Annotated in this window: 13 protein-coding genes; 7 read left to right on the top strand and 6 right to left on the bottom strand. The window is 64.7% G+C overall.

The features are described from left to right. Positions 1 to 96: 96 nt before the first annotated feature. The 5 genes from urtA (at position 97) to urtE (ending at position 4,852) form a co-directional block, all read left to right on the top strand. On the top strand, positions 97 to 1,311 hold the full coding sequence (urtA, locus tag ACZ2HM_RS08225) for an urea ABC transporter substrate-binding protein (RefSeq protein WP_037475090.1): 1,215 nt from the start codon (positions 97 to 99) through the stop codon (positions 1,309 to 1,311). A 155-nt stretch (positions 1,312 to 1,466) separates the two neighbouring features. Further along, the gene (urtB, locus tag ACZ2HM_RS08220; protein ID WP_037475088.1) at positions 1,467 to 2,354 is read left to right on the top strand and encodes an urea ABC transporter permease subunit UrtB; all 888 of its coding nucleotides are present in this window, start codon (positions 1,467 to 1,469) and stop codon (positions 2,352 to 2,354) included. Further along, positions 2,347 to 3,387, top strand: a complete 1,041-nt coding sequence (gene urtC, locus ACZ2HM_RS08215; RefSeq protein ID WP_193378835.1) for an urea ABC transporter permease subunit UrtC — start codon at positions 2,347 to 2,349, stop codon at positions 3,385 to 3,387. The genes urtB and urtC overlap by 8 nt, the downstream gene beginning before the upstream one ends. Then, a complete protein-coding gene (gene urtD, locus ACZ2HM_RS08210; protein ID WP_037475086.1) occupies positions 3,384 to 4,142 on the top strand; it encodes an urea ABC transporter ATP-binding protein UrtD in 759 nt (252 codons plus the stop codon). The genes urtC and urtD overlap by 4 nt, the downstream gene beginning before the upstream one ends. Beyond that, positions 4,139 to 4,852, top strand: a complete 714-nt coding sequence (urtE, locus tag ACZ2HM_RS08205; RefSeq protein WP_333971911.1) for an urea ABC transporter ATP-binding subunit UrtE — start codon at positions 4,139 to 4,141, stop codon at positions 4,850 to 4,852. Before urtD ends, urtE begins: the two co-directional genes overlap by 4 nt. A 128-nt stretch (positions 4,853 to 4,980) precedes the next feature. Here urtE and ACZ2HM_RS08200 read toward each other — a convergent pair whose 3' ends face one another. The 4 genes from ACZ2HM_RS08200 to ACZ2HM_RS08185 form a co-directional block, all read right to left on the bottom strand. Beyond that, positions 4,981 to 5,715: a FadR/GntR family transcriptional regulator gene (locus ACZ2HM_RS08200; protein ID WP_037476571.1), complete on the bottom strand. Its 735-nt coding sequence runs from the start codon at positions 5,713 to 5,715 to the stop codon at positions 4,981 to 4,983. A 15-nt stretch (positions 5,716 to 5,730) separates the two neighbouring features. Then, entirely contained in the window at positions 5,731 to 6,654 is a 924-nt protein-coding gene (locus tag ACZ2HM_RS08195; protein WP_037476572.1) for a Gfo/Idh/MocA family protein, read from the bottom strand. Next, positions 6,651 to 8,228 carry an aldehyde dehydrogenase (NADP(+)) gene (locus ACZ2HM_RS08190; protein WP_470426730.1) on the bottom strand — a complete coding sequence of 526 codons (1,578 nt, stop codon included), beginning with the start codon at positions 8,226 to 8,228 and terminating at the stop codon, positions 6,651 to 6,653. The genes ACZ2HM_RS08195 and ACZ2HM_RS08190 overlap by 4 nt, the downstream gene beginning before the upstream one ends. A gap of 178 nt (positions 8,229 to 8,406) precedes the next feature. Beyond that, a complete protein-coding gene (locus tag ACZ2HM_RS08185) occupies positions 8,407 to 10,209 on the bottom strand; it encodes an IlvD/Edd family dehydratase (protein ID WP_037476573.1) in 1,803 nt (600 codons plus the stop codon). Positions 10,210 to 10,432: 223 nt separating this feature from the next. On the opposite strand from ACZ2HM_RS08185, the gene ACZ2HM_RS08180 reads away from it, so the two are divergent. Beyond that, a complete protein-coding gene (locus ACZ2HM_RS08180; protein WP_096061962.1) occupies positions 10,433 to 11,473 on the top strand; it encodes a COX15/CtaA family protein in 1,041 nt (346 codons plus the stop codon). A gap of 10 nt (positions 11,474 to 11,483) precedes the next feature. On the opposite strand, the gene ACZ2HM_RS08175 is transcribed toward ACZ2HM_RS08180, so the two are convergent. Both ACZ2HM_RS08175 and ACZ2HM_RS08170 read right to left on the bottom strand, forming a co-directional pair. Continuing rightward, on the bottom strand, positions 11,484 to 12,110 hold the full coding sequence (locus tag ACZ2HM_RS08175; protein ID WP_096061869.1) for a hypothetical protein: 627 nt from the start codon (positions 12,108 to 12,110) through the stop codon (positions 11,484 to 11,486). Between the two features lie 78 nt (positions 12,111 to 12,188). Beyond that, on the bottom strand, positions 12,189 to 13,634 hold the full coding sequence (locus ACZ2HM_RS08170; RefSeq protein ID WP_470426729.1) for a sigma-54-dependent transcriptional regulator: 1,446 nt from the start codon (positions 13,632 to 13,634) through the stop codon (positions 12,189 to 12,191). Between the two features lie 155 nt (positions 13,635 to 13,789). On the opposite strand from ACZ2HM_RS08170, the gene ACZ2HM_RS08165 reads away from it, so the two are divergent. Next, positions 13,790 to 13,915, top strand: coding sequence for an aa3-type cytochrome c oxidase subunit IV (locus ACZ2HM_RS08165; protein ID WP_037476577.1), 126 nt, complete (start codon positions 13,790 to 13,792; stop codon positions 13,913 to 13,915). Positions 13,916 to 13,934: the final 19 nt, after the last annotated feature.

Here is a 13,934-nt window from a genome sequence, read left to right as displayed (position 1 = left end):
TGACGCATACGGGGGATAGCCCGCATTCCATAGCCTTGATCCCATCCAGAGTGCCGCAGCGCCACCACCGGCCTGCCAGGGGGAGACCTACACATCATGATCCGTTCCAGGCTGCTTATGCTTGCCACTTCCGCCTGCGCGTTGGCGCTGGCCTCCTGTTCCGGCGGCGGCGACAATGCGAGCGCGCCTGCGGGCGACAGCGTGTCGGTTGGCGTGCTCCAGTCGCTGACCGGCACGATGGCGATCAGCGAGATCACGGTGAAAAATGCCGAGATGCTGGCGATCGAGGAGATCAACGCGACCGGCGGCGTGCTGGGCAAGCAGATCAACGCCCTGGTCGAGGATGGCGCGTCGGACCCGTCCACCTTTGCGCAGAAGGCATCGAAGCTGATCGAAAGCGATGGCGTGTCGACCGTATTCGGCGGCTGGACCTCGGCCAGCCGCAAGGCGATGCTGCCGGTGTTCGAGCGGACGAAGAACCTGCTCTGGTATCCGGTGCAGTTCGAGGGCAACGAATGTTCGCCTAATATCATGTATTCGGGCGCACAGCCCAACCAGCAGGCGCTGCCCGCGCTCGAATGGGCAGTGGCGCAGGGCTATAAGAGCTTTTTCCTCGTCGGGTCCGACTATGTCTATCCCCGCACCGCCAACCTGATCCTGAAAAAACATATCGAAAAGGGCGGCATGAAGGTGCTGGGCGAGGCCTATGTGCCCTTGGGCGGCACCGATTTTTCGGGCGTGATCGCCAAGATCGCGCAGGCCAAGCCCGCCATCATCATCAACACGCTGAACGGTGACAGCAATGTCGCTTTCTTCAAGCAGATGCAGGCCGCGGGGATCAGCCCCAAGACGATGCCGGTCATGTCCTTCTCGATCGGCGAGCAGGAAGCCCAGGCGATGGGCGCGGGCCTGGTCGAGGGCAGCTATGCCGCGTGGAATTATTTCCAAAGCCTGACGGGCGAGGCGAACGAGAAGTTCATCGCCGCCTATAAAGCGAAGTTCGGCAAGGATGCGGCCATCACTGACCCGATGGTCCATGGCTATCTCGACGTCTATGCGTGGAAGGCGGCGGTCGAAAAGGCGAAGAGCTTCGAGCCGGATGCGGTGCGCAAGGCGGCGGCATCGCTGGGTGGCTTTGCGACCCCGATGGGAACGGTCAGCTTCGCGGCGAACCAGAGCCTGGTGCAGAAGGCCTATATCGGCAAGCTCAAGGCCGATGGCCAGTTCGAGATCATCGCCGACAGCGGCAAGGACATCGCGCCGGAACCCTATGATGCGCTCGCCTTCCCCGGCAAGACTTGCAAGCTCTAACAATGCCTAGCAACGCCGTCATGCCCGCGAAGGCGGGGATCCATCTCCGGCTCTATCGAAAGACGGAAGGTTGGGAAATGGGTTCCCGCCTACGCGGGAATGACGGAGGGCGATGATATGCCACAGCCCCTTCTGATCGCGAGACGCGCAGCATAATGGACGCCCTCTTCCTCAACCAGTTGTTCAATGGCGCGTCGCTCGCGTCGCTGTACCTGCTCGCGGCGCTTGGCCTGGCGCTCTCCTTCGGGCTGATGCGCGTCATCAACATGGCGCATGGCGAAATGCTGATGCTGGGCGGCTATCTTGCCTGGATGACCCTGCTGGTGGTGCCGGGGGCGATGGGGATCATCCTCGCCATTCCGGTCGCCTTCATCGGCGCGGCGGCCATGGGCGGGTTGATCCAGTCGACGTTGATCCGCCGCCTGTCGGCACGGCCGCTCGATACGCTGCTGGCGACCTGGGGCGTCAGCCTGATCCTGCAACAGGGCGCGCGCGACCTGTTCGGTGCGGTCGGTGTCGAAGTGCGCGCGCCCGAATGGCTGACGGGCAGCTTCGTGGCGTTCGGCGTGACGCTGCCATCGGCACGGCTGTTCATCATCGCGATCGCCGCGCTGGTGCTGGGCGCGCTGGCGCTGGTGCTGCTCAAGACCCGCATCGGGTTGCTGGTGCGGGCGGTCAATCAGGACCGGATGATGGCGTCGGCAACCGGCATCGATGTGCGCCGGGTGGACCTGACCGTCTTCTGCCTGGGTTCAGGTGTTGCGGGTCTTGCGGGCGTCATGCTCGCGCTGCTTGGCCCGGTGACGCCCAATGTCGGGCAAAGCTATATCATCCCCGCCTTCCTGGTCGTCGTGATGGGCGGGCTGGGCAGCATCGTTGGTACGACCGCGTCGGCGATCATCCTGGGGCTGTTCGCGGCGCTGGCGCAGATATTCGTTGATGTCAGCGTCGCGCAGATGCTGCTGCTCGTCTTCGTCATCCTTTTCATCCAGGTGCGCCCGCAAGGCGTCGTCGCCGTAAAGACCCGCCAACTCGATGCCTGATCTTTTCGCCCTCACCGCGCGCTTTGCGCCGATCAAGCCGCTACTGCCCTGGCTGCTGCTTGCGCTGGCCCTTGTCGCGCCGTTCGCGCTGTCGAGCTATGACCTCAACCTGCTCGCCCGCTTCATGGCGATGGGGATATTGGCGCTGGGCCTCGTCCTCATCTGGGGCCATGGCGGGATATTGAGCCTGGGGCAGGGGGTGTTTTTCGGCCTTGGCGGCTATGCCATCGCCATCCACATGAAACTGGCTGATCTGCCGGACGGTGAGATACCGGACTTCATGGTGTGGAGCGGGCGGGAAAGCCTGCCGCTGTGGTGGGAGCCGTTCACCAGCCCGCTCTTCACGCTGGCCGCGATCGTCATCATCCCGACGCTGGCCGGGGCGCTCTTTTCCTGGGCGGTGTTTCATCGCCGCGTGGGCGGCACCTATTTCGCGCTGATCACGCAGGCGCTCAGCCTCGCCTTCGCGACGCTGATCATCAGTCGGCAGGATGTGACGGGGGGCTTTAATGGCCTCACCGACTTCTACTCGATCTTCGGCGTGGGGCTGGCCAGTCCCGGCACGGGATCAGCGCTCTACTGGGTCACGCTGGCGGTGCTATGCGTCGCGTTCATCGCCCTGCGTTGGCTGCTGGCATCGCGCTTTGGCATATTGCTGCGGGCGTCTCGCGATGGCGAGAATAGGGTGCGGTTCCTGGGGTATAACCCGACGCCTTTCAAGGTCGCGGCCTTCGCCATCGCCGCGATGCTGGCGGGGATTGGCGGCGCATTGTTCACGCTGCATGCGGGCGTCGTGTCGCCCGCGCTGATCGGGGTCGTGCCCTCGATCGAGATGGTGGTGTGGGTGGCGATCGGCGGGCGCTACAGCCTGGCGGGCGCGATCGTCGGGGCGCTGCTGGTCAATCTGGCGCGCGATGCGGTGTCGAGCGCTTTCCCCGAATTGTGGCTCTATCTGATGGGCGCGCTGTTCATCTTCGTCGTGACCCTGCTGCCGCGCGGGCTGGCTGGCCTGGCCAAGGGGAAGGCGGCATGAGCGGTTCGGCGGTTTCCGAACTGCTGCTCAGCGTCGATGGCGTCACCGTCGATTATAGCGGGTTCAAGGCGCTCGATGGTTTTTCGATGACGCTGAACCGGGGCGAGACGCGGGTCGTTATCGGTCCCAATGGCGCGGGCAAATCGACGCTGTGCGATACGATCATCGGCCGGGTGCGGCCGAGCGAAGGGCGGATCGTCTTCAAGGGCGAGGACATCCAGAATCTGCCCGAACAGGCGATCGTCGGGCGGGGGATTTGCCGCAAGTTCCAGGCACCCGGCGTGTTGCCGACCTTGAGCGTGCGCGACAATCTGGCGCTGGCGGCGCGGCGCGACCGGCGCTGGTGGAAAAGCTTGGGCATCGGCATCCCGGTGGAAGAGCGTGCGGCGGTAGAAGAAGCGCTGGAGGCAGTCGCGCTCACGCATCGTGCCGATGTGGAGGCGGGCACGCTGGCGCATGGCGAGAAGCAATGGCTGGAAATCGCGATGGTGATGGCGACGGGGGCGGAATTGCTGCTGCTGGACGAGCCGACCGCAGGCATGGGACCGGCCGAAACGAGCCGCACTGCGCAATTGATATTGGGGCTGGGGGATAGCCGCACCGTGCTGGTGATCGACCATGATATGAGCTTCGTCGAGCAATTGGCCGCGCCGGTGACGGTGATGCATCAGGGCAAGTTCTTGAAACAAGGCAGCGTCGCTGAAGTGCGCGCCGACCCGCAAGTCGCCGCCGTCTATCTGGGCCATACGGCATGAGCGCGCTGCTGGAGATTGCGGGCCTGTCGAGCGCCTATGGTCAGAGTCGGGTCTTGTGGGATGTGGACCTGACGCTGGAACGTGGGCAGGTGATGGCGCTAATCGGGCGCAACGGGGTGGGCAAGACCACCTTGCTTCACACGATCATGGGCACGCGGCCGGTGACCGGTGGGACGCTGCATTTCGACGGGCGCGACATGACCGCCATGCCCGCGCATGGCCGGGCGCGGGCGGGGATCGGCTTCGTGCCGCAGGGACGGCATGTGTTTCCGCAACTCACCGTCATGGAAAATCTGGAAACCGGCTTGTCCGCGCTGGCCGGGCGCGGCAAGCGCAGCGCAAAGGTGCCGCAGCATATTTTCGACCTCTTCCCCAAGCTATGGGATATTCGCGGTCGGGCGGCAGGCTTCCTGTCCGGGGGCGAGCAGCAGCAATTGGCGATCGGCCGGGCATTGGCGGGCGAGCCGAGCCTGTTGTTGCTCGACGAACCGACCGAGGGCATCCAGCCCAACGTCGTGCAGCAGATCGAAGCGGCTTTGGTTCATGTGCGCGACGAACTGGGCATGACGGTGCTGGTGGTCGAACAATATCTGGATTTCGTGTGGCGCTTTGCCGACCGCTATTGCGCTATGCAGAATGGGCGGATCATCCGGCAGGGCGCGATCGCCGAAGAGAGCGCGAAGGATGTCGCGCATCTGGTGCAGATCTAGCGCAAGCCTATAAAACTCCGTCATTCCCGCGCAGGCGGGAATCTATCTCCCGACTTTGCACCAGTGGATAGCGACGGAGATGGATCCCCGCCTGCGCGGGGATGACGATAAAGGATCGGGGAGGATGATCAGCCGCCCGGTTCCGCCAGCGCGATGTCCATGTCGGCAAGCGCCAGGCGCAGCAGTTCGGCCATGCCCGCGCGAGCCGCCGCCGTGTCGCGCGACGCGATCGCCTGATAGACGGCGCGGTGGTCGGGCAGGGGGTCGCGGGGTAGCAATTTCTTGCGATGCTTGAAGGTGGTGGTCCAGCTGACCGCTGCGCCGACCGAACTGGCCAAAGCCTCCAGCGCGTCATTATGCGTCGCCGCCAAGATCATATTGTGAAAGCGCTGGTCAGCGGCCCGGCCTTCGGGGGTGGAGAGGCCGTAGCGGCCCATTTCCGCGAGCGCCGCTTCCATCACCGCCAATTGATCGTCGGTGCGGCGGCGCGCGGCGAACTCCGCTGCGGCCGGTTCGATGACGCCGCGCAACTCGAACAGGTCACGGATGAAATTGGCATCCGGCTCGCCAGCGAACATCCAGGCGAGCATTTCAGGATCAAGCACGTTCCAGCGATTGCGGGGCAGGACGCGGGTGCCGGCCTTGGGGCGGCTTTCCAGCATACCCTTGGCGATCAGGATGCGGACAGCCTCGCGATAGGCGGTGCGCGACACACCCAGACGGTCGGACGCCTCGATCTCGCCCTCGAACAATTCGCCCGGTCTGTGCTTGCCGGTCAGGATGGCCGTGCCCAGGTCGCGGGCGATCGTCTGATGGATGCGGAGCGTGCTTTCGTCCGATCCGAACTTGCGCCCGCTGCCCAAAACCTTGCTCCCTTATCAGTCCTCGAACACAGCCGTAGGACAATGTCGGCCGCAAAGGAAGGCATCGGCGACAAGACGGAGCGGGGCAATATCGGCGTCGATCGCCCGGTCAGCCACCAGAGCGACGAAACGGCGATACATGGCGGGATATTCCTCGTCAGGGGCCTTGAGTTGAACTTCACCGTCCAGCCGCAGGGTGTTGCCGCCTTCGGACAGGAGCAGGCTGCCATTGTCGGTATCGACCGCGATGTCCCAGGTCTGCGGCCCGGTCTGACGCCAATCGAACACGGTGTCGATTGGTGCGCCCGACGCGGTCGCCATGGCGAGCGTCGCGCCGATCGGGGCGTCCTTGTTGGAGGGCACTTCCAGATTGGCGGACAGAACGGTGACGGGTTCGGGCACGATTTCGGTCAGGATCGACAGGGCATTGATGCCCGGATCGAACACGCCAAAGCCGCCCGCTTCCCAAATCCAGGGCTGGCCGGGGTGCCAATGGCGAACATCCTCGCGCCACTGGATCGAAATCCGTTCGATTTGGCGCAGCGCGATCCAGGCCTTGGCCTGCGCCACGGCGGCGGCGTAGCGGCTGTGCCAACTGGCGTAGAGGGTGACATTCTGCGCCTTTGCCAGCGCGATCAGCGCCTCGACTTCGGAGACGGTCGCGCCGGGCGGCTTTTCGAGGAAAACATGTTTCCCCGCCAGCAACGCCTGCCGCGCGGCATGATAGCGGGCCTGCGGCGGCTGGCACAGGATCACGGCGTCGAGGTCCGGTTCGCCCGCCAGCATCGCGCCGAGGTCGGGGTAATTATTCACCCCTTCCCCCTGCGCGTTGCGGCTGGCGACGGCGACCAGATCGATGCCGTCGGTCTTTTCCATCGCGGGCAGGTGCTGGTCGCGCGCGATTTTACCCAGCCCTACCAGACCTGCCCGGATGCTCATGCAGCGGCGACCAGCTTGCCATCGACGCGGCGCGTCAGGCCGAGCGGGTTGGCGTCCTGCAGGGCGGCTGGCAACAGGGCGTCAGGCACGTCCTGATAGCAGACGGGACGCAGGAAGCGCATCATCGCCAGCGTGCCGACCGAGGTCGAGCGGCCATCGGCGGTCGACGGGAAGGGACCACCATGCACCATCGCATGGGTCACTTCGACGCCAGTGGGCCAGCCGTTGGTCAGGATGCGGCCGACCTTGCGCGACAGCACGGGCAGCAGCTTGGCGGCGTCGGCATTGTCGGCTTCGGTCAGTTGGAGCGTCGCGGTCAGCTGGCCTTCGAGACCGGCGATGGTCGCGATGACTTCCTCGATGCTGCTGCATTTGATCAAAACGGACGACGAACCGAACACTTCTTCGGCCAGAAGCGGGTTAGCCCCGAAGGTTGCGGAGTCGGTCGCGAAGAAGGCGGCCTGGCCACGGTTGCAGCCGTCCGCTTCAGTGCCGCGAGCGACGGTGGTGACGCCATCTGCGCCGGACAGGGCAGCGACGCCCTTTTCATAGGCTTCGTGGATGCCGGGCGTCAGCATGACCTGCGGCTGGGCACCGGACATGGCTTGCGCGGCGGCGGCGACGAACGTGTCGAGGTCCGGGCCATCGAGGGCGATGACGAGGCCGGGGTTGGTGCAGAACTGGCCCGACCCCATGGTCAGCGAGCCGACGAACGCCGTGCCCATGGCTTCGGCCCGTTCGGCCAGAGCGCCGGGGAGCAGAACGACGGGGTTGATGCTCGACATTTCGGCATAGACCGGGATCGGTTCGTTGCGTTCCGCCGCGATCTTCATGAGCGCAACGCCACCACCGCGCGATCCGGTGAAGCCGACCGCCTTGACGCGGGGATCAGCGACCAGGGCGCCACCCAGCGCGCGGTTGGCACCGGGCAGGTAGGAGAAGACGCCTTCGTGCAGGCCACAGGCCTTGACCGCTGCCTGGATGGCGCGGGCGACCAGTTCGCCGGTGCCGGGATGGGCGCTATGGCCCTTGACGATGACGGGCGAACCAGCGGCGAAGGCCGATGCAGTGTCACCGCCTGCGACCGAGAAGGCGAGCGGGAAGTTGGACGCGCCGAACACGGCGACCGGGCCGACCGAATGGTTGACGCGGCGCAGGTCTGCGCGGGGCATCGGCGCGCGATCGGGCATGGCGGGGTCGATCGTGGCATCGAACCAGTCACCAAGGCGGACATAGCTGGCGAACAAGCGCAACTGGCCGACGGTGCGGCCCCGCTCGCCTTCCAGACGGGCGCGCGGCAGGCCGGATTCGGCCATGGCGGTTTCGATCAGCAGGTCACCGATGGCGACGATATTGTCCGCGACGGTTTCCAGGAACGTCGCGCGGGCGTCGGGTGCCAGGGTCGAAAAGCTGTCGAATGCGGCATCGGCCAGCTTGGTGGCTTCTTCGACTTCGGCGGGCATGGCGCTGGAGAAGGCGACGTCGCCCTTTTCGCCGGTCGCCGGGTTGATGGCGTAGAAAGTCTCTCCGCCCTGGCGCTCGCTTGCGCCGATGAGGATGGCTCCGTTGAACATGGGATTCTCCTGAAATGGGTTCATGATGCAATGCCGAATATTTCTGCTTCCCCTCATCCTCCCCTCGTAGGGGAGGTGGATGGCCGCAGGCCAGACGGAGGGGTGTCACCCTATCGTGAGGGTGACACCCCTCCGTCAGCACTTCGTGCTGCCACCTCCCCTGCAAGGGGAGGATGGCTTAATGATTGTCGCGCGGCAGGCCCATGGTCTGGGCGATGCGCTGATATTTTTCTGCGCCTTCGAGGATCGCGCCGGTATCCATCTGGCCAACGACCGACCGCTGGATTTCCTGCCACGGCGTTTGCGACGCGGGATATTTGAACCCGCCAGCGGCCTCCAGCTTTGCGCGGCGTTCCGCCAGTTCCTCGTCCGAAATCAGCACGTTGACCGTGCCGGTGTTGAGATCCATCCGCACCCGGTCGCCGGTTTCGAGCAGCGCGAGGCCGCCCATGGCCGCGGCTTCGGGCGAAGCGTTGAGGATCGACGGGCTGCCCGACGTTCCCGATTGGCGACCATCGCCGATGCAGGGCAGGGCCGAAACGCCTTCGGTGATGAGATAGGCAGGCGGACGCATGTTTACAACTTCGGCTGCGCCCGGATAGCCGATCGGCCCCGCGCCGCGCATGAAGAGCAAGGTCTGATCCGTGATGCCGACCGAGGGATCGTCGATGCGGTGATGATAATCCTCCGGCCCGTCGAACACGACCGCCGGGCCTTCAAAGGCGTTCGGGTCTTCGGGGTTCGACAGATAGCGGTCGCGGAATTCCGGGCTGATGACGCTGGTCTTCATGACGGCGGCGTCGAACAGATTGCCCGACAGGACCAGGAAGCCTGCATCCTCGACCAAAGGCTGGTCGAAGGGCCGGATGACCTTTTCGTCTTCAATTTCCACGCCGCGGCAATTGTCGCCCATGGTCTTGCCATTGACGGTCATCACATCCTCGTGGATCAACCCCTGCGCGATCAGCTGGGCGACCACGGCGGGGACGCCACCGGCGCGATAATAATCCTCACCCAGATATTCGCCCGCAGGCTGGAGGTTGACCAGCAGCGGGATCTTGTGACCGACCGTCTCCCAATCCTTGAGCGGCAGGTCGACGCCGATATGGCGGGCGATCGCGGCCAGATGGATCGGCGCGTTGGTCGATCCGCCGATGGCGCTGTTGACCATGATCGCATTGTGGAAGGCATCGCGGGTCAGGATGTCGGAGGGTTTCAGATCCTCGGCCACCATCTCGACGATCCGCTTGCCGGTCAGATAAGCGACTTCCTGGCGATCGCGATAGGGGGCCGGGATCGCGGCCGACCCCGGCAGCATCATGCCCAGCGCTTCGGCGAGCGAGTTCATGGTGGAGGCGGTGCCCATCGTGTTGCAATAGCCGGTCGACGGGGCGGAGGAGGCGACCAGCTTGATAAAGCCTTCATCGTCGATCTTGCCCGCCGCGAGCAATTGGCGTGCTTTCCAGACGATCGTGCCCGAACCGGTGCGTTCGCCCTTGAACCAGCCGTTCAGCATCGGGCCGACCGACAGCGCAATGGCGGGGATGTTGACGGTGGCGGCGGCCATCAGCAGCGCCGGTGTGGTCTTGTCGCAGCCGGTGGTCAGGATCACGCCATCGAGCGGATAACCGTACATAGCCTCGACCAGGCCGAGATAGGCGAGGTTGCGGTCAAGGCCGGCGGTCGGGCGCTTGCCGGTTTCCTGAATGGGATGGACCGGAAATTCGAGCGCGATGCCGCCCATTTCGCGGATGCCGTCGCGCATGCGTTCGGCAAGGACCATATGATGGCGGTTGCAGGGCGACAGGTCGCTGCCCGTCTGCGCGATGCCGATGATCGGCTTGCCGCTACGCAGTTCGTCGAGGCTGAGGCCGAAATTGAGATAGCGCTCCAAATAGAGCGCTGTCATGTCGATATTGTCGGGGTTGTCGAACCAGGCGCGGCTACGCAGTTTTGGGGCGGAGTTGGACGAATCGCTCATTGGGGCATCCTGACGAGAATAAGGCATGGCGCTTTTTGCGCGCTCGCCATTCCGATATACTCATACAAATACAGTTTCAAGCGTGCATGCGACCGATGCCGCAAATTTGGCGTCGATCCGGGGCGCGCACCGCCGCTTGCGTAGTCGACCCGGCGGCTGGCCTGCCCATTTGTCCAGCGCATGCGCTCTTGAAACGCGCCAGGCATCGGCGCATGGACCGGCCATGACCGCGACCTTCCCCCGATCGTCCGCCGCGCCTGCGCCGCGCGCCATCGCCCGCTGGCTGCTATCGGTAGCAGCGCTTGTGTTCCTCATGGTCGTGGTCGGCGGGATCACGCGCCTGACCGAATCCGGCCTGTCGATCACGCAATGGAAGCCGATCACCGGGGCCATTCCCCCGCTGACCCATGAACAATGGATGGAGGCGTTTCGCCTCTACCAGCAAATCCCCGAATATCAGCAGATCAACCGGGGCATGAGCCTCAATGATTTCCAGTTCATCTTCTTCTGGGAATGGGCGCATCGGTTGCTGGGGCGGGTGATCGGATTGGCCTTTGCTCTGCCCTTGCTGTGGTTCGCGTGGAAGCGCGCCATTCCGCAGGGCTATGGCTGGCGGCTGGTGGCGCTGCTGGCGCTCGGCGGATTGCAGGGGGCGATCGGCTGGTGGATGGTACAGTCGGGCTTGTCGGAACGCACCGACGTCAGCCATTATCGGCTGGCCGTGCATTTGCTCAATGCGCTGCTGATCATCGGTGGGTTGGTGTGGACCGCGCTCGACCTATTGATGCTGGCGCGCGACCGCAATGCGCGCCCGGCGACGCTGCGGCCCTTCGCGTTGGTCGTGCTGATCGGGCTGTTCGTGCAATTGCTGTTCGGGGCGTTCACCGCCGGGCTGAATGCGGGCTATGTCGCCAACACCTGGCCGCTGATGAATGACCGTTTCGTGCCGGACGGCATGGCCTGGATGGGGTCGCTATGGGCGACGCTGTCAAGCGACCCTTATCTCGTCCATTTCATCCATCGCTGGTGGGCCTGGGGTGCCGCCATCCTGGCCGTGATGCTGGCGCGCCGGGCCAAGCGGGCTGGACAGCGCGGTGCGTCGATCGCGATCAATGCCAGCGTAGGTACGCAAATCCTGCTGGGGATAGCCACGGTGATGAGCGGTATCGCGCTGCCGCTCGCCGTGCTGCATCAGGCGGTCGGCGCGATCGTCGTGGCGGCGCTCGCATGGGGCGCGCACAGCATCGGACGACGCCGGGGTTAGAGCGTCAGCCTCAGGGCTTCGGCGCGCTCGCCGCATTGGCGGCGGCTTCGGGCGCGGCGGCCGGTGTCGCGGCGGGCAATAGTCGCAGGCTCCGCAACAGCGCGTCCGATATGCTCTGATATTGTTCGCTCAGCATTTCGGGATAGACGAAGGTCGCCGTCACGATCGATCCGTCCGGCTGGCGCAGCAGACGCACGGCGACATTATTGCCTTCGCCGTCATTGGCGGTGCCGCGATATTCATTGTCGCCGATGAAATCGCCATCGACGCCTTCGGCCCCGTCGCTGACCGCCTCGACAATCTGTTGCAATGTCTGGTCGCCGTCATTCTTCTGCCAGAAGACGCGCACGTCCGCGCCGGCACCGGGATCTTCATAGACCACGCCATCGGCATTGCTGGCGCTTTCATCCTTCACCCAGCCTTCGGGCAGCGTGACGGAAAAGCCGCGCGCGGCATTCACATATTCGAGCGATTCGAGGCCTTCGTCGCTCTGCTGCGTGGCGAGTGCTTCTGCCGCGGCGGCATTGGCGGCGGCGGCCAATTCCTCCTGGCTCGGCATATCGGCAACCGGCTCGGTGCGGCCGCAGGCGGCGAGCAACAGGAAGGGCAGGCAAGCGGTAAGGGGAAAACGGTTCATGCGCGATCCAAAGCATAGGCGCGGCGATAATTCAACGACATTGCCCGAGAGGAGGCGACAGGACGTCATGTTCACCGGTCAGGCGGCGCTGTCGATGCCCAGTTCGGCCAGTTTGCGGTAAAGGGTAGATCGCCCGATCCCCAGCCGTCGGGCGACCTCCGTCATGCGACCGCGATAATGGCCGATGGCGAGGCGGATGACGTCCGCTTCGATGTCCGCAAGCTGGCGGACATGGCCGTCGCCCTCGAACAGGGTAATGCCTGCGCCGTCGCGGTGCGGCTGATTGGCGGCGCGCGGGCGGATGGACAAGCGATCGAGCGGGTCGCTCGCCTTGATCTGAGCGGCGATCTGCGGGAAATCCTGCGGCGTAAGGGCGTCGCCCTCGCATAGCACGGCGGCGCGGAACAGCGCGTTCTGAAGCTGGCGGACATTGCCGGGCCAGCCATGCTGCATCAGCAGCGCGAGCGCATCATCGGTGAGGCCGAGGCCACGCAGACCCGGCTGCGCGGCGATCCGCCTCAGCAGGTGGCGGCACAAAGCCGGAATGTCGCCCATGCGTTCGCGCAACGGGGGAATGGTAAGCTGGACGACGTTGAGGCGATAATAAAGGTCTTCGCGGAAGCGGCCCGCCTCAATCTCTTCGGCCAGCTTTTTGTTGGTGGCGGCGATGACGCGCACATCGACATGGATCGGGCGGCGCGCGCCGATCGGCTGGACTTCGCCATCCTGTAGTACGCGTAGCAATTTGACCTGCGCATCCATAGGCATTTCGCTGACTTCATCGAGGAAGAGCGTGCCCATGTCCGCGCTGGCGAATTTGCCGACATGCCGGTCGAAGGCACCAGTGAAGGCGCCACGCTCATGGCCGAACAGTTCCGATTCGACGAGGTTGGCGGGGATGGCGCCGCAATTGACGGTGACCATCGCCTGCTTGTGGCGCGGGGAGGCGGCGTGGATGGCCCGCGCGATCACATCCTTGCCAACGCCACTTTCGCCCTCGATCAGGACCGGCACGCGGGCGCGCGCCGCCTTGGCCGCGATGGCGAGGGCGGCACGGAATTGCGGCGCGGAGCCGACGACATCCTCGAAAGAGAGCGGGGCGGTGATTTTTTCCGTGAGCGGGCGCAGTTCGCCGTCGCTGCCATCGGTGAGCGTGGCATTGAGTGCGGCGAGCAGGCGTTCGGGCGCGATCGGCTTGGACAGATAGTCGGTGGCCCCGGCGCGCATGGCATCGACCGCAACGGCGACATTGTTATGGGCCGTGAGGATCAGGATCGGCAGCGCCGGGCGACGGGCACGAATCTCGCCGACCAAGCCGGCTGGCTCATAATCCGGGCTCCATTGGTCGAGGATGATCGCATCAAGCTGCATCCCGTCCTGCGTGCCGAGCATCGCGATGGCGGTTTCATTGTCGCCTGCAAAGATCGTGCGCCAGCCTGCACGCGCCGCGAGCGCCGATACCAGCCGCCTTTGCGCCGGTTCGTCGTCGATTAGCATCAGCATCGGTATGCCGTCGCGCGCCATTCGCACCCCTCAATTGCAACAGGCGACCGACGATAGGGACGCGGGGTAAAGGCGCGCTTAACTGCGAAAGATTTTCTTGGCCTTGGGCGGGTTGAGGGGGGGGCAGGTTGCGGATAAGAGGTTGGCCTGATTTTACCACAATAGGGAGACCCAGCATGGCCACGGACGGAAATATCAAGGATGCGACCCAGACCTATTCGGGGTTTGTGGGGCTGATGAAGTGGGGCACGATCGCCTCGGTGGCGGTGGCCGCGATCGTGGTGCTGCTGATCTCCAGCTAAGCACGGCGCGACGTACAGG

The sequence above is a fragment of the Sphingobium sp. KKT206 genome, assembly GCF_055640555.1.
Note: the sequence above shows the minus strand (reverse complement) of the source record. Positions and strands in the feature narration are given on the sequence as shown.

Bases quoted from the DNA above. Each gene is read 5' to 3' on its own strand.
- urtA (WP_037475090.1), top strand. From the start codon at position 97: ATGATCCGTTCCAGGCTGCTTATGCTTGCCACTTCCGCCTGCGCGTTG.
- urtB (WP_037475088.1), top strand. From the start codon at position 1,467: ATGGACGCCCTCTTCCTCAACCAGTTGTTCAATGGCGCGTCGCTCGCG.
- urtC (WP_193378835.1), top strand. From the start codon at position 2,347: ATGCCTGATCTTTTCGCCCTCACCGCGCGCTTTGCGCCGATCAAGCCG.
- urtD (WP_037475086.1), top strand. From the start codon at position 3,384: ATGAGCGGTTCGGCGGTTTCCGAACTGCTGCTCAGCGTCGATGGCGTC.
- urtE (WP_333971911.1), top strand. From the start codon at position 4,139: ATGAGCGCGCTGCTGGAGATTGCGGGCCTGTCGAGCGCCTATGGTCAG.
- ACZ2HM_RS08195 (WP_037476572.1), bottom strand. From the start codon at position 6,654: ATGAGCATCCGGGCAGGTCTGGTAGGGCTGGGTAAAATCGCGCGCGAC.
- ACZ2HM_RS08190 (WP_470426730.1), bottom strand. From the start codon at position 8,228: ATGTTCAACGGAGCCATCCTCATCGGCGCAAGCGAGCGCCAGGGCGGA.
- ACZ2HM_RS08185 (WP_037476573.1), bottom strand. From the start codon at position 10,209: ATGAGCGATTCGTCCAACTCCGCCCCAAAACTGCGTAGCCGCGCCTGG.
- ACZ2HM_RS08180 (WP_096061962.1), top strand. From the start codon at position 10,433: ATGACCGCGACCTTCCCCCGATCGTCCGCCGCGCCTGCGCCGCGCGCC.
- ACZ2HM_RS08175 (WP_096061869.1), bottom strand. From the start codon at position 12,110: ATGAACCGTTTTCCCCTTACCGCTTGCCTGCCCTTCCTGTTGCTCGCC.
- ACZ2HM_RS08170 (WP_470426729.1), bottom strand. From the start codon at position 13,634: ATGGCGCGCGACGGCATACCGATGCTGATGCTAATCGACGACGAACCG.
- ACZ2HM_RS08165 (WP_037476577.1), top strand. From the start codon at position 13,790: ATGGCCACGGACGGAAATATCAAGGATGCGACCCAGACCTATTCGGGG.